Below are 25,411 nucleotides of genomic sequence, written 5' to 3' on the forward strand. Positions count from 1 at the left end.
GTGCACACGAGGCGCAAGCAACGCGATGGCCAGTCCCCCGGCGATCGCGTGCCTGCGCCCGATGTTCATCCGGCTTACTTGGCCAGATTCCGCAGCACGTACTGCAGGATGCCGCCGTTGAGGAAATACTCAAGCTCGTTGACGGTATCGATGCGGCAGCGCGTGAGGAAGGTCTCGCTCGAGCCGTCGGCGCGGGTCAGCTTGACCTCGACATCCTGACGCGGGCGCAGACCCGCCACGCCGGTGATGGTGAAGGTTTCCGAGCCGTCGAGCTTGAGCGTCTCACGCGTCACGCCCTCGGCGAACTGCAGCGGGAGGACGCCCATGCCGACGAGGTTCGAGCGATGGATGCGCTCGAAGCTTTCGGTGATGACGGCGCGGACGCCGAGCAGGTTGGTGCCCTTTGCAGCCCAGTCGCGCGACGAACCGGTGCCATATTCCTTGCCCGCGACGATCACGAGCGCGGTGCCGTCGGCCTTGTGACGCATCGCGGCGTCGTAGATCGGCATCGTCTCGCCATTATAGCGGGTCATGCCGCCCTCGACGCCCGGCACCATCTCGTTGCGGATACGAATATTGGCGAAGGTACCGCGGACCATGACATTGTCGTTGCCGCGGCGCGCGCCGTAGCTGTTGAAGTCGGACTTCGAGACCTGACGCTCCATCAGCCACTTGCCCGCGGGGCTGTCGGCCTTGATCGAGCCGGCCGGCGAGATGTGGTCGGTGGTGATCGAATCGCCGAGGATCGCGAGCGGCTTCGCCTCGACGATATCGGCGACCGGCGCCGGGGTCATCGTCATGCCCTCGAAATAGGGCGGGTTGGCGATGTAGGTCGAAGCGGCCGGCCAGCTGTAGGTGTCCGAGCCTTCGACGGCGATCTTCTGCCAATGGGTGTCGCCGAGATAGACGTTGCCGTAGCGCGCCTTGAACATGCCGGAGTCGATGTTGGACGCCATGACCGAGGCGATCTCGTCGTTGGTGGGCCAGATGTCCTTGAGGTACACGGGGCCGTCGGTGCCTTCGCCGAGCGGGGTCTCGATCATGTCCTCGGTCACCGTGCCCTTGATGGCATAGGCGACGACCAGCGGCGGAGAGGCGAGGAAGTTGGCGCGGACGTCAGGCGACACGCGCCCTTCGAAGTTGCGGTTGCCCGACAGGACCGAGGCGGCGACGATGTCGTTGCCGTTGATCGCGTCCGAGATCGGCTGGGCCAGCGGGCCCGAATTGCCGATGCAGGTGGTGCAGCCATAGCCGACAAGGTTGAACCCGATCGCGTCGAGATCTTCGCTGAGGCCCGCCTTGTTGAGATAGTCGGTGACGACCTGCGACCCCGGGGCGAGCGAGGTCTTGACCCATGGCTTGCGCGTCAGGCCCTTGGCACGCGCTTTCCGCGCGACAAGGCCGGCGGCGATCAGCACCGAGGGGTTGGAGGTGTTGGTGCAGCTGGTGATCGCGGCGATCACGACGTCGCCGTCGCCGATGTCGTGGTCCCGGCCCTCGACCGGTACGCGGTGGCCGTTCTCCTTGCCATAGACCTTGAACAGGTCGCCGTTGAACACTTCGTCGACCTTGTTGAGGCTGACGCGGTCCTGCGGGCGCTTGGGGCCGGCGAGGCTGGCGGTGACGGTCGCCATGTCGAGCTCGAGCGTGTCGGTGAACACGGGATCGGCCATGTCGTCATGGCGCCACATGCCCTGCGCCTTGCAGTAAGCTTCGACCAGCGCGACGGTCTCGTCGTCGCGGCCGGTGAGGCGCATATAGTCGAGCGTCTTGTCGTCGATGCCGAAGAAGCCGCAGGTTGCGCCATATTCGGGCGCCATGTTGGCGATGGTCGCGCGATCGGCGAGCGTCATCGTCGCAAGGCCGGGGCCGAAGAACTCGACGAAGCGGCCGACCACGCCCTTGGCGCGCAGCATCTGGGTGACGGTGAGCACCAGATCGGTGGCGGTGATGCCTTCCTGGAGCTTGCCGGTGAGCTTGAAGCCAATCACTTCGGGGATGAGCATCGACACCGGCTGACCGAGCATCGCGGCCTCCGCCTCGATGCCGCCCACGCCCCAGCCGAGCACGCCGAGGCCGTTGACCATCGTGGTGTGGCTGTCGGTGCCGACGAGCGTGTCGGGATAGGCGATCGTCGTGCCGTCCGAAGCCTGCGAGCTCCAGATCGCGTCGGCGATATATTCGAGGTTCACCTGATGGCAGATGCCGGTGCCGGGAGGGACGACCGAGAAATTGTCGAGCGACTTCGAACCCCATTTGAGGAAGTCGTAGCGCTCCATGTTGCGCTGATATTCGAGCTCGACGTTATCGGTGAACGCCTTGGGCGTGCCGAATTCGTCGACCATCACCGAGTGGTCGATGACGAGATGGACGGGGACCTGCGGGTTGATCTTGGCGGGGTTGCCGCCGAGCTTGGTGATCGCATCGCGCATCGCGGCGAGGTCGACCACGCAGGGCACGCCGGTGAAGTCCTGCATCAGCACGCGCGCCGGGCGGTACTGGATCTCACGCTCGGGCGCGACCGGGTTCTTCTGCCAGTCGACGATCGCCTGGGCATCCTCGGGGGTCACGGTGACGCCGTCTTCGAAGCGGAGCATATTCTCCAGCAGCACCTTCATCGAGAAGGGCAGGCGGCTGACGTCGCCGAGCTTCGCGGCGGCCTTTGCAAGGCTGTAATAGCTGTAGCTCTTGCCGCCGACGGTGAGCGTTTCACGCGTTCCGAGGCTGTCCTGGCCGATGGCTGTCATTGGTGCGGGTCCCTTTCCCTATCTATGTGCCACCGGAGCGGCGTGGGGGAGGCGGCTGCAATGAAGAGCCGCACGGGCGCGCCGGTGAGAAGCGAATGCGAAGATTCGCGAGGGCCGATAGCAGGGCAGGGCACCGGGGGGAAGGGGAGCGGTGATTGGTTGCGCGGAAGGCAACGTTGCGGCGGCTATCCGCCCTTGAGGCGAGGGCTCCAATCCTCGACGGCGCCCGACGCCAGCCGTTTCTCGGCGAGCTGGCGCCAGCGTTCGGGCAGCAGGGTCAGCGCGGCGATGGCGCGCAGCGCGTCGCGGTCGAGCATGTCAACATAGAAGACGCGGCGGATGCGCTCGACCGTCCAGTCGGGGGCGAGGCGGTCGGTCAGCTTGACGGTGTCGCCGGGGGCGACCACGCCTTCCTCGATCACGCGATAATACCAGCCGGTGCGGCCGCTGTCCTGCATGCGCAGCGCGACGCCGGGCGTCTCGAAGCGCAGGTTGAGGCGGAAACAGGGCTGGCGGCCCTGCGACACCTCGACCAGCGCCGTGCCGATGCGGAAGCGGTCACCGATCGCGACGTCGCTCTCGGTCAGGCCGAGGGTGGAGATATTCTCCCCAAAGGCGCCATGGGTATCGAGCAGCGGATGATCGCCGAGATCGGCGCGCCAGGCGGCGTAATGATCGCGGGGATAGTGATGCACCGCCTTGTCGACCCCGCCATGGACGCGGGTATCGCCCTGTTCGTCGCCGGCCAGGCCGAGACTGGTGAGACGGAGCGGGCCGCCGGCAGGCTGCTTGGCGATCGCGCTGGGGATGGACTTCGGGCCGAGCGGGCGGACCGGGGCGGTGTTGAGCGAGAGGATGACGGGGTGGGGGAAGGTGTGGGACTCCTTGTCGATCCCGTATCTTCGCGTGGATACGAAGGATCGACCGGCCGATAGCAAGGGAAAAGGAAGCAGAAAAGGCCGGCGAGGCGTTTGGGAAGTGGCTGCCTCGCCGGCATGGTGCCGGGCTGTCCGGGGGCCTCGGCGCGGTCAGAAGCGGAAGGCGGCGGTGGCCCGGATCGCGTGGAAATCGAACCTGTTCGAGTTGCGGCGGAAGTCAGCCCCGCCCGCCAGCACGAAGGGGTTGGTCGCGCCGGCGGTTCCCTGAGTCACGCGGATGCGGGCATCGTCGTCATTGTAGCGGCTGTAGAGATATTCGACCCCGATCGAGAAATTTTTGCCGAGCTTCTGCTCGATGCCGCCGCCGGCCTGCCAGCCCCAGACATCGTCGCTGCCCGTCACCGCGAACGCGTTGGCGGTGTTGCCGGTGGTGAAGCTGTGGTCGAGCTTGGCATAGGCGCCGCCAAAGGTGGCATAGGCGAGGGTTCTGGGTCCCAATGTGTAGCCGGCGCGGGCACGGAGCGCGGCATTCCACTCGATCTCGCGCGTCATCGTGTAGAAAGCGGGCGTGGTGCTGAACGCCGACACGCTGTCGCGCACCTCGGACTTGCCGCCCTCCACCACGAAGCCGACGACGAACCGGCCATATTGGCGGTCGCCGCCGAGGCGGAGGTGGTAGTCGATCCCGTCCTTGTCGTTGGTGCAGGCGGTGTTGAGGTTCGAGGTCGCCGCGCCGTTGCAGAAGCCGGGTGAGAAGGCATTGGCGCCCGCGCCGGTGGTGATCGTCTCGCCGAAGCTGCCGTTCGAGCCGCGATCGAACAGGATCGTCTCGCCGACATCATTGTTCTGGACGGCATAGCCGACCGAGCCACCGATATAGAAACCGTCGAACTCGGCCGTGCCGTCCTGGGCGAAGGCGGGCGTGGCGATCGTGAGCACCGCGATGCCCGCTGCAAGAAACCTAAGCATGTGAAACCTCCCGGGTTGTGTTGTGCCTTCCGAAGCGGCCCGCGCGATGCACGGGCCGCCCCCGGGAAGCTCAGGGCATGAGGACGGTGTCGATGACGTGGATCACGCCGTTCGACTGCATGACATTGGCAATGGTGATGTTGGCGTGGCCGCCCTTGGCGTCCCATACCTGCCAGCCCTTGCCCTTCCTGGCGAAGGTCAGCGTGCCGCCGGCGACGGTCTTGTACATCGCCTTGCCGCCGTTCTTCATCGCCTTGGCCGCGATATCCTGGGCAGTGATGCGGCCGGGTACGACATGATAGGTGAGGATGCCGGTGAGCGTCGCCTTGTTCTCGGGCTTCACCAGCGTGTCGACGGTGCCGGCAGGCAGCTTGGCGAAGGCGGCGTTGGTCGGCGCGAACACGGTGAACGGGCCGGGGCCGGACAGGGTGTCGACCAGCCCGGCAGCCTTGACCGCGGCGACGAGCGTGGTGTGATCCTTTGAATTGACCGCGTTCTGGACGATGTTCTTCGTCGGGTACATCGCGGCGCCGCCGACCATCGGGTTCTTCTGCGCGGCGAGTGCGCCGGTGGCGACCAGCGCCATGCCAGCGAGGCCGAAGGCCAGTTTGGAAAGAGTGCGCGTCATCGATCTGCTCCTCTTGGATGGCACCCCGGGGGAGGTGCTGGCCAAGCTACGGAGCGGATCGCGTCGCGGATGCGGCAGCTATCAGATTTTCGAGATTTTTCCGGCGGCGACCGGCGCGCTGCTGGGCGCGGCATGCGGCGCGCCGTCGACCGGCTCCATCGTGATCGCGAGCGTGGCGCCGTCGACGATCAGCGCGCGCAGGCGGGCGGGGACCGCGACATTCGTGGTGCCGCTGGCGCTGACGAGGCCGAGCGAGCGGGGCACGCCATCGGCCGGGATGACCCAGAGTTCCGGCGCTAGCTCGCTTTGCGGCATGGCGATCGCGCGGATGCGCAGCGCGCCCTGCCCGGGATCGTAATTGGCGGCGAGCGACGCGCCGTCTTGGCCGCCGAGTTGCGCCACCGCCATCGTCTCGGGCGCGCGGACGACTTCGCGCACCACGGTGACCGGCTCCGGCGCGGGTGCGAAGATCAGTAATGCGGCGAGCGAGGCGGCGAGCGCGCCCGAGCCGATCGCGCTCCATCGCCAGAAGCGCAGCTGGCCTATGCTGGGGCCGCGATCGCCGAGGCGAGCGTCGATCGCCGGCCACAAATCGGGCGGCGCGGCTTCTGTGAAATCCTCACCCAGCGCTTCGAGCCGTGCGCGCCACGCATCGACCGCTGCGGCGAAGGCGGGGTCGGCGAGCGACAGGCGCATCGCCTGTGCCCGTTCCTCGCCCTCGAGCACGCCAAGTGCCAGCTCGGCCGCAAGCAGATCCTGTTCAGGGGAGAGCGGTTCAGCCATCGCCAAGGCACTCGCGCAGTTGCAGCAGGCCACGCCGGACCCAACTCTTCATCGTGCCGAGCGGCACCTTCATGCGATCGGCGATCTGGGCGTAGGTGAAGCCGTCGAAAAAGGCCAAACGGATCGCGTTGCCCTGTTTGACCTCGAGCACTTCAAGGCAGTGGAAGATGCGCGCGCGATCCTGCGCGGCCTCGATCCGCTCAGGGGCGGTTTTGCGTGTATCGGGAATTTCGGCCGCATGGTCCTCGCTCACCAGCACCGGGCCGCCATTGGCGCGGCGCCAGTCGATCGCCGCGTTGCGCGCGATCGCGCAGAGCCAGGTGATCGGGCTGGCGCGCGTCGCATCGAAGCGCCCTGCCCGGTTCCAGACCTTGAGATACACGTCCTGCAAGATATCCTCGGCGGCTTCACGGTTTCCGGAGATACGGAGGCACACGCCGAAAAGTTTCGGGGCGGTGCGATCATAGACTTCTCGAAGTGCGGTGCGGTCTTGCATGGCGACTCGCGACAATGCCGCAGTCAGGCGCTCTCGATCCGACATTCCGTTTTGATCGCGCGCCATTTCGACAGAATAGCGCAAGTCCTTCAGCTAACAAGCTGCGAGCAAGCTTCCTGAATTAAGACGCTGTCGTTTGTTCCTGAAATGTTCCTTCTTGCACGCGCCGTTTTGTATAACTGGATTCCCCTCGGTGCAGATACGGGGCGAGGGGGGATGCACAAACCTTTCACACGATGGACGGCGGATACGCAGATTGCGTTCCTGATGGCGCTCGAGGCGACGGGACAGGCACGCAACGCGCGCTGCAGCCCTACTGCCTTGACGGGGAGGGTCGGCGCATCTAGGCGGCGACGAAATGAGATGATGTAACGTATCTAATTATCGGGGGTGTTATGCGTAAATCGGGTCCGTTGGTTGCCGCTATGCTGGTCTGCGTGCCCGTTTCGCCGGTTGTGGCGCAGGAAACTTCGCCGCCGGAGGGGGCGCCGGCGAAGCGCGAGGGCAGCGATGCCGGCGGAGACATCGTCGTCACCGGATCGCTCATCCGCAACCTGCCGCGCGAATATATCGCCAGCCCGATCCAGACCTATGGCCTCGACGATGTCGAGAAGGCGGGGTCAGGCTCGCTGTCGGAATATATGTTGACCATCCCGCAGAATTTCGCAGGCGACCTCAGCGACTTCGGAACCTCGGCGTCGAGTATCGGATCGACGCTGGGCGAGGGGACAACGTTCAACCAATATGACGGCTTCGCTGCCTTCGCGCTGCGCGGACTCGCTTCGGACGCCACGCTGACCCTGATCAACGGCCGGCGCATGGCGAGCATCGGCATGATCGAGGCGCCGACCGTGTCGGTGATCCCCTCGGCGCTGATCGAGCGGATCGACATCATCGCGGATGGCGCTTCGGCGACCTATGGCGCGGATGCGGTCGCGGGGGTGGTCAACATCGTGACGCGCAAGATCAAGGAGGGAGGCGAGCTTCGGCTGCGGGCATCGACCGCGACGCAGACGGGCGCGAACAATGCCGAACTCAGTGCGCTGGCCGGGCACAGCTGGAGCAGCGGCAGCATCTATGGCGCCGCGATGTACCAGAAGCGTTCAGCCTATATCGAGGACCCGATCCTGGTCTCGAACACGCTGTTGCAGATCAGCCAGCTGCCCAATGAGGAAGTGAGCGGGCTCTATGCCGGCGCCGAGCAGAATTTCGGCGATGTCAAATTCTCGGTCGATGCCGCGCACTTCCACCGCAAGCGCGACGCCAGCATCAACTATATCGGACATGCCGAGGACAACCGCTTCTATGACAATGAAGCGTCGGGCTATTCGGTCAATGGCAACGTGCATTGGCAGGCGAGCGCGGCGACCTCGTTCGACCTCAATCTCGATTGGGGATCGAACCGGACCTCGAGCGCGCTGTTCTATGGCGAGCGGCCGGACGTGGTGCCCGGCAGGGCATTGACGCACAAGAACCGGTTGTTCGTGGCGGAGCTGACCGGCCAGACCATGCTCGGCAGGTTGCCGGCCGGACCGGTCCTGATTGCCGGCGGCGCACAATATCGGCGCGAGACCCTTCACACGACGGCCAGGATCTTCTTCAACCTCAACGGCGGCGAGCGTGAGGTGAAGTCGGTGTTCGGCGAGGTGAACGTGCCGATCGTCGGCGCGGATATGGGCATTCCGCTGATCCGCTCGCTCACGCTGTCGGCGGCGGCGCGGTACGAAGACCTTGGGTTCGACAACGCGCTTGCGCCCAAGGCCGGCGTGCGCTGGCAGATCGACCGCTCGATCGCGCTGCGCGGCACCTATGCCCGGTCGTTCCTTGTCCCGCGGTTCCGCGACACGATCGGCATCGCCGAGCAGGTGTCGTTCTGGAACTATCCCTATGCCTTTCTCAACCCGGGCAGCCAGAATCCTGCACTGCCCGCCGGCAATGCGCTGGTCATGTTCCGGGCCGGCGCCAACCCCGATCTCAAGACGCAGAAGGCCGATACCTTCACGATCGGTGTCGACCTGACCCCCGCGTTCATTCCCAATCTGACGATCAAGGCGGGCTATTATCGCATCAAGATTTCGGGCCGGGTGGTGACGCCTTCGCAGGACGACAGCGTGAGCGTGCGGGACCTGCAGATCTTCAACACCGCCAATCCCGATCGGGCGCTGGTGAACCGCATCGTCAACAACCCGACGACGTTCCGCTGGTTCGTGACGGAGGTGCCGTTCGTCAATGGCGGCGACACGGTGGTCTATAACAGCGCAAGCCAGATCCCGGCGGCCCTGTTGTCGCAGGTGCAACTGGTCGCCGATATCCGCCCCCAGAATTTCGCGGTGGAATCGACCGATGGCATCGACTTCGATCTGGCGTACCGCACACGCCTGTTCGGCGGTGAGGCGCGCTTCAAGCTGACGGGTCAGTATATTCTGGGCCTGAGCTTGAAGGCCGGATCGGGGAGTGGTGCGTCCCGGCTCGGCGGCTATGCCCAGCCCGCCGACCTGCGCTTCAACGGTTCGATGATCTGGGGCCGAGACGGCTATTCGGTCGGAACGGTGGTGAATTATGTCGACGGGTTCACCGATAACCGCGCTGGCCAGCCGCCGCGCAAGGTAGCCTCGTTCACGACCGCTTCGTTGTTCATGGGGCTCGACCTTGAGCGTCTGATCTCCGCGCCGGGGGCGAAGGGCGGGGAGCTGCAGCTCGTCGTGGCGAATGTGTTCAACCAGCGGCCGAACTTCCTGCCGGACGCGGTTCTGGGATATGATCCCTATAACAACCCGCCGACCCCACGCACCGTCAGCCTTGTCTTCACCAAGCGCTTCGGGGGCTGATAAAGGGCGTCGAAACCGGCGAGCGGCATGCCGGCCTCTATTCGAAGCGGGTAGGGGCCGCGTTGGTCGAAGTGCCGGATTTCCGCCGCCCGGCATATTCGGACGCGACTACCGCTGCCAGGATTGCGACGACCAGCGCGCCCGCGGCAGTGCCGAGGCCTTGCCAGCCCCACAGGCTGACGATGACGCCGCCCGCGGGCGGGCCGATCAGCGCTCCGCCCGCGCCGAACTGCGTGACGAGGCCGTTGGCGGTGGCGATGCGCGGATCCTCGGGGCTCGACGCGCCGGCGAGGAGCGGCAGGCGGGCGAAGACGAGCGGGGAGACGAGGCCGCTGATCGCCACTGCGAGCACGGCGATGGTGCCGATGTGCAGCAGTTCGGTACTCGCGTCGCCATAGAGCAGCAGGACCAGCGGCACCGTTGGGATGAGCGCGACGGCGGAGAAGGCGAGGGTTCGGCGCATGCCGATATCGCCTGCGCGCATCAGCCACATCGCGATGGCGGCGCCCGGCAGCACGGCGAGTGAGGCGATGCCCGCGACGAGGGCGGCTTGTCCCATCGACGCGCCGCAGCGCTCGATCAGGAAGCTCGGCAGCAACATCGTCACGGCGCTGATGAAGATGGTGTAGAGGCCGAAGCCGAAGGTCGAGATCCACGCGGCCGGGGCAGGGAAGCGGATCCGCGCCGGGGGGAGGTCGGCGAGCGGCAGGCGCAGGGCGACCGGCACCGCCGCGGCGATCATCACTGCCCAGAGCAGCATCACGCCGCGCATCCCCAGGATGCCCGCGGCGAGCCCAGTGATCGCGCCGCCCGCGGCGATGCCGACGGGGACGAAGGTGCTCCACAGCGCCAGCGCGCGGGGGCGCAGCTGGTTGTCGGCGGTGGCGGCGATCGCGGTCGGTGCGGCGATGACGACCAGGACATAGCCGATGCCCTCGATCGCGCGGGCGGCGAACAGCAGGAAGGCGGTGGCGGCGAAGGCTTGCGCGACGCTGGCGGCGGAGAGGATCGCGAGGCCCCAGAGCAGGAAGCGGCGCATCCCGAAACGGGCGAGGGCGAGGCCGGAGACCAGTCCGAATACCGCGCCGCCGACCTCCATCAGTGAAATCAGCCAGCCGAGCTGGGGCAGCGACAGGCCGAACCCGCCGCGCAGGATCGGCGCGATCACCGACATCTTGGCGAACTGGGCCGCGGCGAGGACGCCGAGCAGCCAGAGTGCAACGATGGGGGGCCAGGCGCGATGCATGCGCTGCCCGCTAGCCGCGCGCGGCGGCCCGGGCCACGTAAAAGATATACGCGGTCAGGCGAGGGTGGTGGCGATACGCCCCGTGCGGCCGTCGGCGAGGGGGATGGTTTCCCACAGCAGGGTGCCGGGCAACACCGTGACGATGTCGCTGTCGTTAGGGCCAGTGTCGAACTGCAGCTGCTGGAAGGGGCGTTCGAACCAGCCGCGATCCCCGAGCCCGTCCTGCGCGGCGATGATTTCCGGGCTGGCGAAGCGCCACAGCGAGCGGCCGCGGAACGCCTCGGTCTCGCCGCGCCACGACCGGGCCCGCTCTGGTGAGGCGGCGAGCAGATTGTGAGTGGCGTCGCAGACGAGGTGGACGGGGAGGGTCGACGTCTCGATCAGCCGCTTCAACGTGGCGTCGGCATCGTTGCTGGCGTTGGCGGCGATCAGGTCGAGGATACGATCGCGCTGATGCGCTTCGGGCTCATGGATACCGCTTTCCCAACGCGAGACCGCGGCCTGCGAGACCGCGAGCAGCTCGGCGATATGCCCCTGCTTGATGCCGTTCAACCGGCGAAAGCGGCGCAGCGCCCTTCCCACAGGCAGATCGTGGAGCATGTCGCCCTCATATCGCGGCGAGGCGATCGATCCAATGGTTGTCCGTCGCAATTTCCTGAATGGCGCGCAAAGGTCAGGGCGTGTCTTCCGGGGCGGCGACGACGCGATCCTTGCCCTCATGCTTGGCGGCGTAGAGCGCGGCGTCGGCGGAGCGCAGCGCATAGACCGGATCGTCGGCGAGCCGCGCGACTCCGGCGGAGAAGGTGATCGAGCCGATCGCGGCGCCGGTCTCCTGGCTGCGCAGCGTGCGGCTGCTGAGCGCGGCGCGGACAGCGTCGAGCATCGCTGCGGCATCGGCGGGGGCGAGATCCTCGAACAGGCACGCGAACTCCTCGCCGCCATAGCGTGCGACGACGACCTCCGGATCGAGATTGTCGCGCAGCTGACGGGCGACATAGCGCAGCACGCGATCGCCGGCGTCGTGGCCGTGGCGGTCGTTGACCACCTTGAAATTGTCGATGTCGCAGAGCGCGACGGTGCGCACCCGCTCGGGCTCGGCGACGGCAGCCTCGATCCGCTCCATGAAGCCGCGCCGGTTGAGCAGGCCGGTAAGGTCGTCCTCCTCGGCAGCGCGCACGGCGCGTTCGAGATCGGCGTGCAGACGGCGCGTATCCTCCTGCGCGGATTCGAGCCGGCGCGAGATCTTGCGCGTGGTTTCGGTGACGTCGCGGGTGAGCGCGATCAGGCGGTTGAAGGCCTGTTCGGGCGAGGTGGTCAGATCGGCCGCGGCGACATCCAGCGCGTTCGAATATTCGCTGGTCGAGGCGAAGGAGTCGCTGATCGCGCCGATGCACTCGCTGACCTTGGCCTCAAGCTCGCGTGCAAGCTCGTTGAGCATGCCGACGCCGGGCTCGGTGCGCGCCTTGGCCGCGATGATGCGGTCGATGTCGCGCGCGGAGATGGTGCCGTGCTGGCGCAGGATCGCGTTGGCGGTGAGGCGGATACGGGGATCGTCGTTGACGACATAGGACCAGGCAAAGGCGAGATGATCGGCATTCGGCTCGAGGTCATGGTCGAGCAGGAAGCTGCACATTGCCTCGAGCTGAGCGCGGCGCTCCGGGCGCGCATCGGGTGCGGCCGGGCCGGGGCGGCGGAGCCACCCGGCGAGCCGGTCCACCGGCGCAGTGAGGATCGCGGACGTCTTCATGCCATGGTCTCCCCCGCGGCACGCGGCCGAGGGCGCGCGCGCCTGTCGGCGAACCTGCAATTTTTGCGACTGATCCGAATGCGTGCCGACATCACCTTCCCCGTTTCGACAGCGGAATGAATGAGCTGGAAACTTTAAAATAAAACCAATGTCAGCAGCGCTTTATTCATAATGGGTATGATCGTTGAATCGGGCGGGGTTTGACTAACTCATAACCCTGTAGTTATGAGTTGCGCATGACGCCGAATCCCGACCTGCTGTTCCGCACGCTTGCCGACCCGACGCGGCGCGGGTTGTTCGAGCGGCTGTGCCGCGAGGGCGAGCAGACGGTCGCTGTGCTCACCGCAGGCGCGGGCGTGTCGCAGCCGGCGGTGTCGAAGCATCTGGGCGTGCTCAAGCGCGCGGGGCTGGTGCACGACCGGCAGGCGGGGCGGCAGACGCATTACCGCGCCGAACTGCGCGCGCTCGACCCGCTCGGCGACTGGGCGGCGGAGATGAAGGGCTTTTGGGAGCGCCGCATCGACGGGCTCGAGGATTTGCTGAACAGGATGGATCAATGAACGGTGAAGTTGAGACCCGGACGGTGACGGTCGAGCGCGAGATCGCGCATCCGCCCGAGCGCATCTGGCGCGCGCTGACCCAGCCACATCTGATCGCCGAATGGCTGATGGCGAATGATTTCGTACCGCAGGTCGGGCATCGCTTCGGGTTCAAGGCCGAATGGGGCGACCTGAATTGCGAGGTGCTCGAGATCGAGGCCGAGCGGACGCTCGCTTATCGCTGGGCAGGGCTCGGGCTGGACAGCGTGGTGACCTGGACGCTGACTCCGGTTGCGGGCGGCACGCGGCTGACGATGGTGCAGACCGGTTTCCTGCCCGAGCAGAAGCTCGCCTATCACGGCGCGCGCGCCGGCTGGCCGCGCTTCCTCGACCGGCTTGAGACGGTGCTGGCGGGGCTGGAATAAGGGGAGAGTGTAATGGGATTGAGCAAGCCGATCCGGGTCGTACATCGCTGGGTGTCGCTGCTGTTCGCACTGATCGTGATCGCGATCTTCGCGATGCTGGGGCTGGGGCATCAGCCGGTCGAGTGGGTCTATTATTTGCCGCTGCCGCCGCTCGCCTTCCTGCTGGTGACCGGGCTGTACATGTTCTTCCGGCCCTATTTCCGGCAGGGTGCGGCGTGACCGAACCCAAACTCCTCTCCGGCGGCAATCCGCAGATTGCAAAGGGCGACGGTGATGCGCCGGTGCAGGCCTATATTGCGGCGATGCCGGCGTGGAAGCGCGCGGCGGGCGAGCGGCTCGACCGACTGATCGAGGCGGCGGTGCCGGGCGTGGCCAAGGCGATGAAGTGGAACTCGCCGCTCTATGGTGCCGGGGACGGGACCTTCTTCCTCGGCGTCCACTGCTTCAACAAATACATCAAGGTCGCGTTCTTCAAGGGCGGCGGGCTGGAGCCGAAGCCGCCGGTAGAGTCGAAGGACAAGGACACGCGCTATTTCCACATCCACGAGACGGATGACTGGGACGAAGCGCAGATCATGGATTGGGTGCGGCAGGCTGCCGCGTTGCCCGGCTGGAAACCCTAGGAGAGCATATGGCGGACGAACCGAACGCGTCGGACGAGATCGACGCGAAGATCGCAGCGATGGGCGGGTGGCGCGGGCCGATGCTGGGCAAGCTGCGTGCGCTGGTGAAGGCGGCGGACGCGGACATTGTCGAAGCGGTGAAGTGGCGCAAACCGTCCAACCCCTCGGGCGTGCCGACCTGGTCAAAGGACGGCATCCTGATCACCGGCGAGACGTACAAGGACAAGGTCAAGCTGACCTTTGCCAAGGGCGCGCAGTTGGATGACCCGAAGGGGCTGTTCAATGCCAGCCTCGACGGGGGGACGCGGCGCGCGATAGATTTCCGCGAGGATGATGGCGTCGATGCCGAGGCGCTGAAGGCGCTGGTACAGGCGGCGGTGAAGGCCAACGCGAAGGGGTGACCGGATTGGCGTCATTTCCGCGAAGGCGGGAATCCATTGGCGCAGGTGGTGCGGATCGAGCCGCTCGGTCAGCCACAATGGATCCCCGCCTGCGCGGGGATGACGGAGTAGAGAGCGGGGATGACGGAATAGCGGATTGCAGCGAGTCTGTGCCGCGCCAAGGGGGTGACAAGGCGGTCGGTTCGGGCCAGTGGCGTGATTGGACCGCTGGCGAGAAGGAACGGGCACCCATGACATTCACCGCGAAGATTCTGCTGCTCGGATCGGGCGAGCTGGGGCGCGAGTTCGTGATCTCGGCCAAGCGGCTCGGCGCGCAGGTCATCGCGTGCGATTCCTATGCCAACGCCCCGGCGATGCAGGTCGCGGACGGGCATGAGGTGTTCTCAATGCTCGACGGCGAGGCGCTGCGCGCGGCGATCGCGAAGCATGCACCCGATTATGTCGTGCCCGAGGTCGAGGCGATCCGCACCGAAGTGCTGGCCGCAGTCGAGGCCGAGGGGGTGACGGTGGTGCCGTCGGCCCGCGCGGCGCAGATGACGATGAACCGCGACGGCATCCGCGAGGTTGCGGCGGTCGAACTCGGGCTGCGCACGTCGCGCTATCGCTATGCCGAGAGCCTGGCGGAGGTGCTGGCGGGCGCCGGGCACACCGGGCTACCCTGCGTGATCAAGCCGGTCATGTCCTCGTCGGGCAAAGGGCAGAGCACGGTCCGCGACGCCGATGCGCTGGAGGCGGCATGGGACTATGCCGTTGCCAATATGCGCGGGGACCGGGCGCGGGTGATCGTCGAGGAGTTCGTCGACTTCGATTACGAGATCACGCTGCTGACGGTGCGCTCGCGCGAGGGCGTGAGCTTTTGCCCGCCGATCGGCCATCGGCAGGAGCGCGGCGACTATCAGGAAAGCTGGCAGCCGGCGGCGATGTCGGCGCAGGCGATCGCCGACGCGCAGGACATGGCGCGCAAGGTCGTCGACGATCTCGGCGGCTATGGCATTTTCGGGGTCGAATTCTTCGTGAAGGGTGAAGAAGTGATCTTCTCCGAACTGTCGCCGCGGCCGCACGACACCGGGATGGTGACGCTGATCTCGCAGAATTTGAGCGAATTCGATCTGCATGCACGCGCGGTGCTGGGGCTGCCGGTGCCGCAGGTGCGTTTGTACGGGCCGTCGGCGTCAGCGGTGATCCTCGCCGATCGCGAGGGCGATGCACCGGGCTATGAAGGCGTGGCCGAGGCGCTGGCGGTACCGGGCGGCGAGATCGACCTGCGTATCTTCGGCAAGCCGACGACGCGGCCTTATCGCCGAATGGGCGTGGCGCTGGCGCTGGCGGGCGACACCGATGCCGCGCGCGCGCTGGCGGCGGAAGCGGCGGGCAAGGTGCGGATCACCTACTGACACGAACGGATGGCGGGATGCCTGACCAGCCTCTCTCCTCAAGGGGAGGGGCGGGTAAATTGCGTCCATGCCCGGAGGTTGTTGCGGCTATCGCAATTGCGGGGAATTGACTATGCATTGCGGGTCATTCTCAATAAAAAGCCGCTAATGCTAGTGACTCGCAACAAGCCAGACGCTATCGCGCCCCCGAATCATCGAAGGGGTTGTGAAACATGCGTAAGTTCGGAGTGCTGCTGGTGAGTGCGGCGGCGGCCGGTTTGTGGATTCCCGCAGCGGCGCGCGCGAATGACACTGTCGGCACCGCCGAAGGCGACCCCGCCGCGAGCAACGACGAGGTCGTGATCCTGGGCAAGAGCGCCGGACAGGAAGTCGGCAAGACTGTCACTCCGCTGAAAGACGTTCCCAACACCATCACCGTGATCGACGCCGCGCAGATCGAGGCGCAGGGGCTGTTCACGCTCGAGGATGCGATCACCGCGACGCCGGGCATCACCGTCACCGGCGTGGGCAGCGAAGACCCGTCGTTCATGTCGCGCGGCTTCACGATCAACAATTATCTGGTCGATGGCGTCGCGACGATGGCGTTCGCCTTCCCGTCGGTGGTGCCGGACCTGTTCTTCTACGACCGGCTTGAGGTGCTGCGCGGCCCGGCCGGGCTGTTCAGCGGATCGGGCAACCCCGCGGGCAGCATCAATCTGGTGCGCAAGCGGCCGCTGGATGTGTTCAAGGCCAAGGCTTCTATCGGCTATGGCAGCTGGCAGAATGTCCGCGGCGAGATCGACGTGTCGGCGCCGGTCGCGAATGGCGTCGCGCTGCGCGTCGGCGCGATGGTGCAGGATCAGGACCAGTTCTTCGACGTCGGGCACCGCAACCGTATCGCCGGGTTCGCGACCGCGAAGGTTGAGATCGGCGACAATACGACACTGACGTTCGGCGGCAGCTACGACCGGTTCAAGCCTGCGATCCAGTCGGGCCTGCCCGGCTATCTCGGCAAGGCCGACGGCAGCGAGGGCCGGCTGCTGACCGTCGACCGCTCGACCTATCTGGGTGCCGACTGGAATCGCTTCAGGTCCGAGACCTGGAGTGCATGGGCCGAGCTGTCGCACAAGATCAGCGATCGCTGGACGCTGCGCGCGAGCGGCCTCTACACCGATGTCGAGCGCGTCGACATCTACAGCTATATCGGCAATCAGGCGGTGACGACCGCCGCCAACCCGCCGTTGACCGGGGCGCCGAACAACGGCGTGACCAACCATATCGCCTATCGCGGCGACAGCTTCGCCAAGACCAGGGCGTTCGACTTTAACGGCGTTGGCACCTTCCCGCTGTTCGGACGCGATCAGACGCTGATCGTCGGCGTCGATTATCAGGCGATGGATTCCGACAGCTACGCCACGCGTCTGTCGAACTATGCCAAGATCGACGTGTTCAACCCGCGCTCGCCGAGCGAACCGCCGCTGAACCCCTATGCGCCGTCGGTCTATTATCCAGTGCAGGGATCGGGCGCGATCTGCCCGAACACCAGCACGCCGATCACGCCGCCGCCGCCCAATTGCGTGCTGCAAAGCCGGAGCGCGTCGAGCACCAAGACCGAGCAATATGGCATCTATGGTCAGATGCGCCTCTCCCCGCTCGAAGGCCTGACTTTGGTGGGCGGCGGGCGTCTGACCTGGTGGGAGAGCACCAACCAGACGCTCGTGCCGGCGCTGGGCCCCAAGGTACCGCAATCGGTGGACGGGCGCTTCACCCCCTATGCCGGCATCGTGTGGGACGTGACCGGCAACCTCAATCTCTACGCCAGCTATGCCGACAGCTTCACGCCGCAGAGCGCGCCGACCGGGCGCCGCCGTCCGGACGGTCAGCCGGTTGCCCCGATGACGGGCAAGCAGTTCGAGGCGGGGACCAAACTGTCGCTCGCCGGAGACAAGCTGCTGCTGTCGCTCGCCGGATACCAGATCGAACAGAGCGGGCGGCTGTTCAACGCCGAGGATCCGCTGATCGTGCTCCAGATCGGCAAGGTCCGCGCGCGCGGCGTCGAGGCCGAGGTGGCGGGCGAAGTGCTGCCCGGCTGGCGCGTCAATGGCGGCTACAGCTACACCAAGACCAAGTATCTCGAAGACCAGAACGCGTCGTTCGAGGGGCTGCCGCTGGTGCCGATCATCCCCGAGCATATGGTCAAGCTGTTCACCAACTATGAGGCGCCCGAAGGCTTCCTCAAGGGCGCGAGCATCGGCGGGGGGCTGACCTGGTTCAGTGAGACGTACGGCGGCAACCCGGCGGTGCGCAACGCGGCTGGCGCGGTGACGACGCTTTCGACCATCGTGCGCCAGGGCAGCTATGCCGTGGTCGACCTGCGCGCCGGATATAAGGTCAACGACCAGATCTCGCTGTCGGTCAATGTCAATAACCTGCTCGACCGTACCTATTATTCGCGCATCTCGTCCACCGGCCGCGGCAATTATTACGGCACGCCGCGGAGCGTGTTCGCGACGCTGCGGGTGAGCTACCCGTGAGCGCGCGCGGCAATGCGGCGGCGGCATCGCCGTGGCGGAAGCGGGGGGACATGGTCCTGCGCATCCTCGCCGCGTTGCCGCTCGGCTATGCGGTGGCGACGCTGTGGGCGATCGCACTGTCGGTGACGTTGCCGATGCGTCCGGAACAGGCGACGACGGTCGGGATGCTGGTCGCCTTCGCGATCTGCGCGGTCGCGGCGATGTGGGCGTTCGCCGCGAAGAGCGGCTGGCGTGCCGTCTGGGTATTGGCGGTGGCGGGCGGCGTGGCCGCGGCGCTCGCCGGGATAATGACGCGCGGGGGAGGCGTGGCATGAGCGATTTGGGCGACAAGGGCTTTCGGCAGTCGCAGGCATTCCTGCACACTTGGTCGGGGCTGTTGCTCGGCTGGGTGCTGTTCGCGGTGTTCGCGGCGGGGACGATTGCTTATTATCGCGAGGGGCTGAACCGCTGGATGCGGCCCGAACTGGCGCGGGTCGAGCAGCCGGAGAAGGTGCTCGCGGGCGCGCAACGCTTCCTTGAAGGCAAGGCGCCCGACGCGAAGAGCTGGTTCATCACCATGCCCGGCGCGACCTCCTACGGGGCGCAGGCGTCATGGGTGCCACAGGTCAAGGAGGGCGCGCCGCGCGCGCGTCGCCGCGACAATCAGGCGACGATCGACGCCAATGGCGAACCCGCCAAAGTGCGCGAGACGCGCGGCGGCGAATTCTTCTACCGCTTCCATTTCGACCTTTACTACATGCCGGTGATCTACGCGCGCTGGCTGGTGAGCGTCGCGGCGCTGCTGATGCTGGTCGCGATCTTGTCGGGCATCGTCACGCACAAGAAAATATTCCGTGATTTCTTTACGTTACGCCGCGGGAAGAGCCAGCGCTCATGGCTCGACGGGCATAACGCCACCGCGGTGCTGGCGCTGCCGTTCCATTTGATGATCACCTATACCGGGCTGGTCACGCTGGCGGTGATGCTGCTTCCGTGGGCGACGATCGCCACGTTTCCCAAGGAAGGCGCGTTCTTCGAGGCGCTTTACCCCGAAGGCGAAGCGGTCGAGCGCACCGGGCGGCCGGCGCCGCTGGTCGATCTGACGGCGATCGTCCGCGATGGCGAAGCCCGGCTGGGCGGCAAGGCCGGCTATGTCGAGGTGGCCGATCCGGGCGACGCGGCGGCGCGGGTGACCGTGATCCGATCGGGATCGTCGATGCTGTCGTCGCGCACCCCGCACATCACGTATGACGGCGTAACCGGGAAAGTGCTCCGGCGCTCGCCCGAGACTGGCGCAGCGGTGGTGACCGCGGGCAGCATGATCGGGCTGCATGCGGGCCGCTATTCGAGCGACTGGCTGCGCTTCCTCTATTTCCTGTGCGGCGTCGCCGGGTCGGTGATGGTGGCGAGCGGGATGGTGTTGTGGACCGTGAAGCGGCGCGAGAAGCTGCCCGATCCGACGCGGCCGCATTTCGGGTTCAAACTGGTCGAACGGCTCAATGTCGCGGCGATCGGGGGCTTTCCGCTGGGGGTCGCGGTGATGTTCTGGGCCAACCGGCTGCTGCCGGTCGAGATGGCCGGGCGCGCGGCGTGGGAAGTGCATTGCCTGTTCCTCGCCTGGGGCGCGGCATTGATCCTGTCGATCGTGCGCAAGCCGCAGCATAACTGGGTGGCGCTGCTCGGGCTGACCGGCGCACTGCTCGCGGCGCTGCCCGTCTACAATCTGTTCGGGACGCAGCGCGGGCTTATCGCGAGCCTGTCGAGCGGGGACATGATGCTGGCCGGCATCGACATCGCGCTGCTGGTGTTCGCCGCCGCCTTCCTCGCGCTCGCGCGGCGGGTGGCGCGTCACAAGCCGGCTGCGCCGCGGGTCCGCCGCAAGCCGGTCGCCCCCGCGGCGGCCGCGCCTGCCGAGGCACAGTTGGAGCCTGCCGAATGACCGCGCTCGCCTTCATCCTTGCGACGCTCGCCTTCGCGCTGTTCGGGCTTTCGACCGACGAGCATCACCGCAAGCGGCTGGGCAATCGGCCCGATGCGGTGACGGTGCTGCGGATGCGCGGCGGCGCATGGGCTGCCGTCGCCGCCGCCTTTCCCTTCGCGATCGCCGCGCAGGGATGGGTGTTCGGGCCGATCCTGTGGGTCGCCCTGCTGATGCTCGGCGCGGGCCTTGTGTTCCTCGCGCTCAACCTGATCCCCGCACCCGCGGGCCGTAAATAGAACCGGGAGACTAGACGATGAAGAAGCTGCTGATTGCCGCGCTGGCGCTGGGGACCGCGAGCCTCGCACAGGCGCATGAAGTGTGGATCGAGCGCGGCGCGAACGGCGCGGCGCAGATCTGGCTGGGCGAGCCCGAACTGCCGCTTCCGGTCGGGGGCGATCCCGCCTTTCCCTCGCTAAAGGCGCCCAAGCTGATCGGCGCGACGGGCACGCAGACACGGGGGCCGGGCTATATCGAGGTCGCGCTGCCCGCAGGCGACGTGCGCGCGTGGGACGACGATGTGTTCAAGCCGTGGGACGAGGACGGCAAGAAGGCCGGGGTGATCTACTACGCGCGCTCGGGCCGCAGCGATGCCAAGGCGGCGATGCCGTTCGAACTGGCGCCGGTGAGCGCAAACGGCAACCGCTTCGTGCTGACCCGCGATGGCAAGCCGCTGGCGAAGGAAGACGTAACGCTGGTGTCGCCGGGCCGCTGGCAGCTGGCGCTCAAGACCGACGACAAGGGCGAGGTCGCGCTGCCGACGTTGCTCGAGAAGGGCCGCTACATCCTCAAGGCGTCGATCAAGGACGAGGGCGACTTCACGCTGCCGGCCGGCAAGGTCGCGGTGCTGAGCCGTGTGACCACGACCAGCTTCGTCAACTGACCCAAGCGCCCCGCCGTCAGCGTAATGCGGTGACGGCGGGGTCCTTCATGCAGGCATCGACGCGGGTGTCGTTGACCGGTGGCGGCGCGGCGGCGAGTGCAGGAATGTCCCACGGACGACCGAGCGATTGCGGGGCGAAGCGGCCCGAGCTCTCGCCTGCGCAGGCCTGAATCGCGCGCAACATGCGCGGCGGGGTCCAGTAACCTTCCCAGGACAGGCGGAAGGTGCCCCAGTGGACCGGGAGCGTCACCGGGCGGCCCATGCGGTTCCATAATTTGATCGCTTCACCCGGGCCGATATGGCTGCCGGTGCGCATCTCGCCTTCCTGAAAGCGGAAGGCGCCGATCGGCATGATCGCGAGGCGGATGGGGCCGTAGGACGCGGCCTGATCCGCCCATTTGTAATCGCCCGCGCCGGTGTCGCCCGCGAAGAACAGGTTTCCGCCGGGCAGGGTGACCACGAAACTGGACCAGAGTGCGCGGTTGCGGTCGGTGAACCAGCGGCTGCCCCAATGATGGTTGCGGTTGACGATGACATCGACGCCAGGACGCAGCGTGACGCGCTCGCCCCAGTCGAGCCCGCGCGCCGCGATCCCCGCCGAGCGCAAGATGGTGTCGTTGCCGAGGCTGGTGACGATCAGCGGCTTGTCGCGCGCCGCCAGCTTCTCGAGCGTGGGCAGGTCGAGATGGTCGTAGTGATTGTGGCTGACGACGACGAGGTCGATCTTCGGGAGCTTGTCGAAATCGATTGCGGGCGCGGTCGTGCGGCGCGGGCCGGCGAGGCCGAAGGGACCGGCGACCTCGCTCCACATCGGATCGGTCAGGATGTTGAGACCATTCGCCTGCACCAGCACGGTGGCATGGCCGACCCATGTGGCGCGCATCGCACCGCCATCGACGCGGGCAGGGGGTGTGTCCTTGTTCACCGCGATACGGTCGGGCCAGGCGGGGCGGCCATCGGCGCCGGTCGCCTGACGCCACAGGAATCCCGCGCGGCCGCCACGGCGGTTGCCGGGCACGCGCACCGTGTCCTCGCCATCGGGGTTGAAGAAGCGTTCGCCGTCATAATGGCCACTGTCGGGGCCATGATAGTAGATGCGGTCGAGGTAGCGCGGGACGATCGTCACCGCGAGACAGGCGGCGGCAACGGTCCAGAGCAGGAGGATTGAGGTCCAGCGCAGGACCGGGCGGACGAATGACATCGCGATCCTAAATGCGGATTGCCGGGGCCTAACTCAAGGTCAGAGATTGCCGGCGAGCGCGGCGACCACGCCCGCGGTGACGAGGATGAGTCCGGCGATCTCGCCGCGCGACACCCGCTCGCCAAGGTAGAAATGGCCGAAGGCCATGGTGAAGGCGACCTCGATCTGGCCGACGACGCGAACGAGCGCGACCGGAGCGGTGGCGAAGCCGGTGAACCAGCAGGCCGAGCCGAGCGCGGAGAGCAGCCCGACCTGCCCCGAGACGCGCCAGGTGCGGAATACGGCGGCGACCTGATCGCGTTCGCGCAGGACGAGGAGCCCGCCCTGCATCAGCGTCTGCAGCGCGACGGTGACCGCGAGGACGATCAGCGCGGCGCGGATGGGGTCGTTCGTTTCCACCTGAACCGTGGCGCTGCGGATCGCGATGGCAGTGAGCGCAAAGAAGAAGCCCGAGGCGATGCCATAGCGCGCTCCGGGCTGGCCGAGCGCGCGGATCAACTCGCCGGGGCTCATGCGCTTGTTGTCGGCCGAGAGGATCATCACCCCGGCGACGCCGAGCGCGATGCCGACCCAGCTCAACAGGTTGAGCCGCTCGCCGAGCAGGGCGATCGAGAGGAGCGCGCCCTGAACCGCTTCGGTCTTCGAATAGGCGGTGCCGACGACGAAGTTGCGATGGTCGAACGCCATCAGCAGCAGGTTTGTCGCGACGATCTGGGCGAGGCCCCCGGCGAGGCAGTAGATCAGGAACCAGTTGCCGAGCGCGGGGAAGGCGGCGGGGAACACGACGAATTGATACGTCGCCATCATCGCGAGTGCGAAGGGCAGGCCGTAGAGATAGCGGACCAGTCCGGCGGCGTTGATCGACAGATCCTTGCTCACCCGCCGCTGCACCGCGGTGCGCCACGGCTGGAACACCGCGGCGATCAGCGTGGCGGGAAGCCAGATGGGGGAGGTGATCATGCGTTTCGCCCCATCCGGGATGGCGGAGGGGAATGCAAGTTTGCGCGTTCGTCTGACCGCAAGCAGGTTCGCTAGGCAAAAGTTCGTCATTCCCGCGCAGGCGGGAATCCATTCGCTGTGACGATGCGGCTCGAGCCTAACGGCGGGAAGAATGGATCCCCGCCTGCGCGGGGATGGCGGCGGCTAGGGTGACGATTGTCGCCGACCGTCAGACGATCTCGCGGCCGATCAGCATCGGACCGATCTGCTTCGAGCTGCCGTCGAAGAAGCCCGCCTGACCCTGCCAGCCTTTCGGGTTGCGGAAGGTGCCGAGCAGGATGTCGAAGATCGGGATGTCGCCATAGTTGCTGGCGTGGTGCCCCCGCTCATGATGCACCGAATGGCTTTCGGGGCGGGTGATGAGATAGCCGAGCCATTGCGGCGTGCGGATATTGGTGTGCTGGAACATGGTGCAGAAGGTCGACAGCACCGCCACCGCGATCGCCGCCTCCGGCGTCAGGCCGACGCCGAGCACCAGCGCAAAGCTGCCGAGCAGTGCCCAGCCGATCATGTCGAACGGGTGGAAGTAGAAGGCGCCCCAGATGTCCACGCGTTCGGCGCTGTGGTGCATCTGGTGGAACCAGCGCCATAGCGGCTGGATATTGTGCATCGTGCGGTGCCAGGCGTAGATCAGCGCCTCGATCACGAAGAAGCCGATGACGACCTGCGCCCAATAGGGCAGGGCGGCGGCGTTGAAGAGCTGGTACTGGCCGAGGAATTCATCCCACATCAGCGGCGCATAGGTCGCGATGGCGAAATAGAGCGCGGTGAAGGCGGCGCCCTTGATCTTCCAGCGATCGATCTTCGGGAAGGCGCGGGCATGGGCGAGCCCGTCGAGCACGCAAAAGACGATGAACATTGCGAAGGCGATATAGTGATAGACCCCGATCATATGCGCTCCTCTGTGCGGCATATTGCTACGGTTCCGGATGGCTTCACTATAGCGGGATTGCAGTCTTTTTTGGCGATTCGATATTTCGCCAATATTTTCGTGGAGTTGAGCGCTGGAAAGGCAGGCCATGGCCGAAGTGAGGACGGAGAAAACCGTACCGGCGGTACAGTCGGCGAAGCCGGAGGCGGCGGGCAAGGGCGCGCGGACCCGCGAGCGGCTGCTCGACATCGCCTATGACTCGATCGTGCGGAAGGGCTTTGCCAGCACCTCGATCGAGGAGCTGGTCGAGGCGGCGCAGATCACCAAGAGCGGCTTCTTCTACCATTTCCGCGACAAGAACGAACTCGCACGTACGCTGCTCGACCGCTTCGTGGCCGAGGACCGCGAGATCATGGATGCGATGACCGCGCGCGCCCGTAAGCTGAGCGACGACCCGCTGCACAGCCTGCTGATCTTCCTCAACCTCTATGCCGAGATGCTCGACGAAATGCCCGACCAGCATCCCGGCTGTCTGGTCGCGGCGATCACCTATCAGGACCAGATGTTCGACGCCGAAGTGCGGCGGATGAATGCCGATGCGGTGCGCGAATGGCGCGGGCGCTTCACGGCGTGGCTGGAGGAGATCGAGGCGAGCCGCGTGCCGCCGCGTCCCATCGACCGTGAGGCGCTGGCCGACGGCTTCACGGTGATGGTCGAGGGCGCGATCATCCTCGCCCGCGCGCTCGGCGAACCGGCGCTGCTGGGGCGGCAGGTCCGGCTCTATCGCGAGATGATCAAGGCCGCGTTCGCGGCGTGAACCCTAAGCGAGCCGCTAGCCTTCGGGTGGGACGATGGTGAAACCGGGGATCGGCGCCGCCTCGATATAGTCGTGGTACATGTCTATATAGACCAGATGGACCGGCACCATCCCAGCGCCGGCGCACACGACCGAGTAGATGTCCAAGATCGTGCCATAGGGGCCGGTGCCCGCGCTGCCCCTCCGCTCAAACCGGGGTGCTGTGCCATCTTCGCAACGCAGGCGCTGCAGATAAGCGCGCTGTCCTTGCGGTCCATCGGCGCGGACGGGGTTCTGGACGCTGCCGAACGGGTGTTCCTTCGCCTTTTCGACCGCTTGATCGAGCTTCTTTCCCGACAGGGTATCGGCACCCAGTTCCTTCATCATCCGGCGCGCAGCGGCGCCGTCCTGCGCAACGGCAAGGCCCGGCGCGCCGAGTATGAGCGCGGCGAGCGTCAAACGAAGTCCGATCATGGCCATCCCCCCG

26 protein-coding genes are annotated in these 25,411 nt (G+C 66.4%); 13 read left to right on the top strand and 13 right to left on the bottom strand.

The genetic code is table 11. The features are described from left to right. Nucleotides 1-74: 74 nt before the first annotated feature. The 6 genes from acnA to AC07NK_RS06690 all read right to left on the bottom strand — a co-directional run bounded on the left by acnA (nt 75) and on the right by AC07NK_RS06690 (nt 6,501). Complete coding sequence (gene acnA, locus AC07NK_RS06665; protein ID WP_495169803.1) at nt 75-2,747, bottom strand: aconitate hydratase AcnA; 2,673 nt, start codon at nt 2,745-2,747, stop codon at nt 75-77. Nucleotides 2,748-2,932: 185 nt separating this feature from the next. After that, the gene (locus AC07NK_RS06670; RefSeq protein WP_495169804.1) at nt 2,933-3,685 is read right to left on the bottom strand and encodes an MOSC domain-containing protein; all 753 of its coding nucleotides are present in this window, start codon (nt 3,683-3,685) and stop codon (nt 2,933-2,935) included. A 90-nt stretch (nt 3,686-3,775) separates the two neighbouring features. Then, entirely contained in the window at nt 3,776-4,594 is an 819-nt protein-coding gene (locus tag AC07NK_RS06675) for an outer membrane protein (protein WP_495169805.1), read from the bottom strand. A gap of 70 nt (nt 4,595-4,664) precedes the next feature. Continuing rightward, the gene (locus tag AC07NK_RS06680) at nt 4,665-5,180 is read right to left on the bottom strand and encodes a fasciclin domain-containing protein (RefSeq protein WP_495170344.1); all 516 of its coding nucleotides are present in this window, start codon (nt 5,178-5,180) and stop codon (nt 4,665-4,667) included. Between the two features lie 123 nt (nt 5,181-5,303). Continuing rightward, on the bottom strand, nt 5,304-6,005 hold the full coding sequence (locus AC07NK_RS06685) for an anti-sigma factor (protein ID WP_495169806.1): 702 nt from the start codon (nt 6,003-6,005) through the stop codon (nt 5,304-5,306). Further along, complete coding sequence (locus tag AC07NK_RS06690) at nt 5,998-6,501, bottom strand: sigma-70 family RNA polymerase sigma factor (RefSeq protein WP_495169807.1); 504 nt, start codon at nt 6,499-6,501, stop codon at nt 5,998-6,000. The genes AC07NK_RS06685 and AC07NK_RS06690 overlap by 8 nt, the downstream gene beginning before the upstream one ends. 455 nt (nt 6,502-6,956) lie before the next feature. Here AC07NK_RS06690 and AC07NK_RS06695 point away from each other — a divergent pair, with 455 nt between their 5' ends. Next, a complete protein-coding gene (locus AC07NK_RS06695; RefSeq protein WP_495169808.1) occupies nt 6,957-9,329 on the top strand; it encodes a TonB-dependent receptor plug domain-containing protein in 2,373 nt (790 codons plus the stop codon). Between the two features lie 37 nt (nt 9,330-9,366). Here the strand turns inward: AC07NK_RS06695 and AC07NK_RS06700 are convergent, their stop codons facing one another. From AC07NK_RS06700 to AC07NK_RS06710, 3 genes are all read right to left on the bottom strand, one after another. Beyond that, the gene (locus tag AC07NK_RS06700; RefSeq protein ID WP_495169809.1) at nt 9,367-10,575 is read right to left on the bottom strand and encodes an MFS transporter; all 1,209 of its coding nucleotides are present in this window, start codon (nt 10,573-10,575) and stop codon (nt 9,367-9,369) included. A gap of 54 nt (nt 10,576-10,629) precedes the next feature. Then, a complete protein-coding gene (locus AC07NK_RS06705) occupies nt 10,630-11,175 on the bottom strand; it encodes a helix-turn-helix domain-containing protein (RefSeq protein WP_495169810.1) in 546 nt (181 codons plus the stop codon). A gap of 73 nt (nt 11,176-11,248) precedes the next feature. Continuing rightward, nucleotides 11,249-12,322 carry a GGDEF domain-containing protein gene (locus AC07NK_RS06710; RefSeq protein WP_495169811.1) on the bottom strand — a complete coding sequence of 358 codons (1,074 nt, stop codon included), beginning with the start codon at nt 12,320-12,322 and terminating at the stop codon, nt 11,249-11,251. Between the two features lie 236 nt (nt 12,323-12,558). Between AC07NK_RS06710 and AC07NK_RS06715 the strand changes: the two genes are divergently transcribed. From AC07NK_RS06715 to AC07NK_RS06765, 11 genes are all read left to right on the top strand, one after another. After that, complete coding sequence (locus AC07NK_RS06715; RefSeq protein ID WP_495169812.1) at nt 12,559-12,882, top strand: ArsR/SmtB family transcription factor; 324 nt, start codon at nt 12,559-12,561, stop codon at nt 12,880-12,882. Further along, nucleotides 12,879-13,286: an SRPBCC family protein gene (locus AC07NK_RS06720; RefSeq protein WP_495169813.1), complete on the top strand. Its 408-nt coding sequence runs from the start codon at nt 12,879-12,881 to the stop codon at nt 13,284-13,286. The genes AC07NK_RS06715 and AC07NK_RS06720 overlap by 4 nt, the downstream gene beginning before the upstream one ends. Before the next feature lie 12 nt (nt 13,287-13,298). After that, a complete protein-coding gene (locus AC07NK_RS06725; protein ID WP_495169814.1) occupies nt 13,299-13,505 on the top strand; it encodes a hypothetical protein in 207 nt (68 codons plus the stop codon). Continuing rightward, nucleotides 13,502-13,909 (top strand): DUF1801 domain-containing protein, encoded by a 408-nt coding sequence (locus AC07NK_RS06730; protein ID WP_495169815.1) that lies wholly within the window; start codon nt 13,502-13,504, stop codon nt 13,907-13,909. The genes AC07NK_RS06725 and AC07NK_RS06730 overlap by 4 nt, the downstream gene beginning before the upstream one ends. 8 nt (nt 13,910-13,917) lie before the next feature. Then, on the top strand, nt 13,918-14,310 hold the full coding sequence (locus AC07NK_RS06735) for a DUF1801 domain-containing protein (RefSeq protein ID WP_495169816.1): 393 nt from the start codon (nt 13,918-13,920) through the stop codon (nt 14,308-14,310). 230 nt (nt 14,311-14,540) lie between these two features. Continuing rightward, a complete protein-coding gene (purT, locus tag AC07NK_RS06740; protein ID WP_495169817.1) occupies nt 14,541-15,704 on the top strand; it encodes a formate-dependent phosphoribosylglycinamide formyltransferase in 1,164 nt (387 codons plus the stop codon). A gap of 212 nt (nt 15,705-15,916) precedes the next feature. Then, a complete protein-coding gene (locus tag AC07NK_RS06745; protein ID WP_495169818.1) occupies nt 15,917-18,217 on the top strand; it encodes a TonB-dependent siderophore receptor in 2,301 nt (766 codons plus the stop codon). Then, on the top strand, nt 18,214-18,531 hold the full coding sequence (locus AC07NK_RS06750) for a hypothetical protein (RefSeq protein WP_495169819.1): 318 nt from the start codon (nt 18,214-18,216) through the stop codon (nt 18,529-18,531). Before AC07NK_RS06745 ends, AC07NK_RS06750 begins: the two co-directional genes overlap by 4 nt. Continuing rightward, nucleotides 18,528-20,135: a PepSY-associated TM helix domain-containing protein gene (locus AC07NK_RS06755; protein ID WP_495169820.1), complete on the top strand. Its 1,608-nt coding sequence runs from the start codon at nt 18,528-18,530 to the stop codon at nt 20,133-20,135. The genes AC07NK_RS06750 and AC07NK_RS06755 overlap by 4 nt, the downstream gene beginning before the upstream one ends. Beyond that, a complete protein-coding gene (locus tag AC07NK_RS06760) occupies nt 20,132-20,413 on the top strand; it encodes a DUF3325 family protein (RefSeq protein ID WP_495169821.1) in 282 nt (93 codons plus the stop codon). Before AC07NK_RS06755 ends, AC07NK_RS06760 begins: the two co-directional genes overlap by 4 nt. 17 nt (nt 20,414-20,430) lie before the next feature. Beyond that, nucleotides 20,431-21,057, top strand: a complete 627-nt coding sequence (locus tag AC07NK_RS06765; protein WP_495169822.1) for a DUF4198 domain-containing protein — start codon at nt 20,431-20,433, stop codon at nt 21,055-21,057. A 16-nt stretch (nt 21,058-21,073) separates the two neighbouring features. Here AC07NK_RS06765 and AC07NK_RS06770 read toward each other — a convergent pair whose 3' ends face one another. The 3 genes from AC07NK_RS06770 to AC07NK_RS06780 all read right to left on the bottom strand — a co-directional run bounded on the left by AC07NK_RS06770 (nt 21,074) and on the right by AC07NK_RS06780 (nt 24,149). Beyond that, a complete protein-coding gene (locus AC07NK_RS06770) occupies nt 21,074-22,258 on the bottom strand; it encodes an MBL fold metallo-hydrolase (RefSeq protein WP_495169823.1) in 1,185 nt (394 codons plus the stop codon). Nucleotides 22,259-22,297: 39 nt separating this feature from the next. Beyond that, entirely contained in the window at nt 22,298-23,218 is a 921-nt protein-coding gene (locus AC07NK_RS06775; protein WP_495169824.1) for a DMT family transporter, read from the bottom strand. A 208-nt stretch (nt 23,219-23,426) separates the two neighbouring features. Then, nucleotides 23,427-24,149 (bottom strand): sterol desaturase family protein, encoded by a 723-nt coding sequence (locus AC07NK_RS06780; RefSeq protein WP_495169825.1) that lies wholly within the window; start codon nt 24,147-24,149, stop codon nt 23,427-23,429. Between the two features lie 127 nt (nt 24,150-24,276). Here AC07NK_RS06780 and AC07NK_RS06785 point away from each other — a divergent pair, with 127 nt between their 5' ends. Further along, nucleotides 24,277-24,945: a TetR/AcrR family transcriptional regulator gene (locus AC07NK_RS06785; protein ID WP_495169826.1), complete on the top strand. Its 669-nt coding sequence runs from the start codon at nt 24,277-24,279 to the stop codon at nt 24,943-24,945. 15 nt (nt 24,946-24,960) lie between these two features. Here AC07NK_RS06785 and AC07NK_RS06790 read toward each other — a convergent pair whose 3' ends face one another. Further along, complete coding sequence (locus tag AC07NK_RS06790) at nt 24,961-25,398, bottom strand: hypothetical protein (RefSeq protein ID WP_495169827.1); 438 nt, start codon at nt 25,396-25,398, stop codon at nt 24,961-24,963. Between the last annotated feature and the right edge of the window lie 13 nt (nt 25,399-25,411).

The sequence above is a fragment of the Sphingomonas sp. GW821-FHT09B04 genome (genome assembly GCF_059418285.1).

Excerpts from the sequence above, each read along its gene's own strand:
- AC07NK_RS06745 (WP_495169818.1), top strand. The coding sequence starts at position 15,917 with ATGCGTAAGTTCGGAGTGCTGCTGGTGAGTGCGGCGGCGGCCGGTTTG.
- AC07NK_RS06765 (WP_495169822.1), top strand. The coding sequence starts at position 20,431 with ATGAAGAAGCTGCTGATTGCCGCGCTGGCGCTGGGGACCGCGAGCCTC.
- AC07NK_RS06775 (WP_495169824.1), bottom strand. The coding sequence starts at position 23,218 with ATGATCACCTCCCCCATCTGGCTTCCCGCCACGCTGATCGCCGCGGTG.
- AC07NK_RS06790 (WP_495169827.1), bottom strand. The coding sequence starts at position 25,398 with ATGATCGGACTTCGTTTGACGCTCGCCGCGCTCATACTCGGCGCGCCG.
- AC07NK_RS06685 (WP_495169806.1), bottom strand. The coding sequence starts at position 6,005 with ATGGCTGAACCGCTCTCCCCTGAACAGGATCTGCTTGCGGCCGAGCTG.
- AC07NK_RS06735 (WP_495169816.1), top strand. The coding sequence starts at position 13,918 with ATGGCGGACGAACCGAACGCGTCGGACGAGATCGACGCGAAGATCGCA.
- AC07NK_RS06760 (WP_495169821.1), top strand. The coding sequence starts at position 20,132 with ATGACCGCGCTCGCCTTCATCCTTGCGACGCTCGCCTTCGCGCTGTTC.
- AC07NK_RS06725 (WP_495169814.1), top strand. The coding sequence starts at position 13,299 with ATGGGATTGAGCAAGCCGATCCGGGTCGTACATCGCTGGGTGTCGCTG.
- AC07NK_RS06715 (WP_495169812.1), top strand. The coding sequence starts at position 12,559 with ATGACGCCGAATCCCGACCTGCTGTTCCGCACGCTTGCCGACCCGACG.
- AC07NK_RS06720 (WP_495169813.1), top strand. The coding sequence starts at position 12,879 with ATGAACGGTGAAGTTGAGACCCGGACGGTGACGGTCGAGCGCGAGATC.
- AC07NK_RS06705 (WP_495169810.1), bottom strand. The coding sequence starts at position 11,175 with ATGCTCCACGATCTGCCTGTGGGAAGGGCGCTGCGCCGCTTTCGCCGG.
- AC07NK_RS06785 (WP_495169826.1), top strand. The coding sequence starts at position 24,277 with ATGGCCGAAGTGAGGACGGAGAAAACCGTACCGGCGGTACAGTCGGCG.
- AC07NK_RS06780 (WP_495169825.1), bottom strand. The coding sequence starts at position 24,149 with ATGATCGGGGTCTATCACTATATCGCCTTCGCAATGTTCATCGTCTTT.
- purT (WP_495169817.1), top strand. The coding sequence starts at position 14,541 with ATGACATTCACCGCGAAGATTCTGCTGCTCGGATCGGGCGAGCTGGGG.
- AC07NK_RS06770 (WP_495169823.1), bottom strand. The coding sequence starts at position 22,258 with ATGTCATTCGTCCGCCCGGTCCTGCGCTGGACCTCAATCCTCCTGCTC.
- acnA (WP_495169803.1), bottom strand. The coding sequence starts at position 2,747 with ATGACAGCCATCGGCCAGGACAGCCTCGGAACGCGTGAAACGCTCACC.
- AC07NK_RS06680 (WP_495170344.1), bottom strand. The coding sequence starts at position 5,180 with ATGGCGCTGGTCGCCACCGGCGCACTCGCCGCGCAGAAGAACCCGATG.
- AC07NK_RS06690 (WP_495169807.1), bottom strand. The coding sequence starts at position 6,501 with ATGCAAGACCGCACCGCACTTCGAGAAGTCTATGATCGCACCGCCCCG.
- AC07NK_RS06755 (WP_495169820.1), top strand. The coding sequence starts at position 18,528 with ATGAGCGATTTGGGCGACAAGGGCTTTCGGCAGTCGCAGGCATTCCTG.
- AC07NK_RS06700 (WP_495169809.1), bottom strand. The coding sequence starts at position 10,575 with ATGCATCGCGCCTGGCCCCCCATCGTTGCACTCTGGCTGCTCGGCGTC.
- AC07NK_RS06710 (WP_495169811.1), bottom strand. The coding sequence starts at position 12,322 with ATGAAGACGTCCGCGATCCTCACTGCGCCGGTGGACCGGCTCGCCGGG.
- AC07NK_RS06675 (WP_495169805.1), bottom strand. The coding sequence starts at position 4,594 with ATGCTTAGGTTTCTTGCAGCGGGCATCGCGGTGCTCACGATCGCCACG.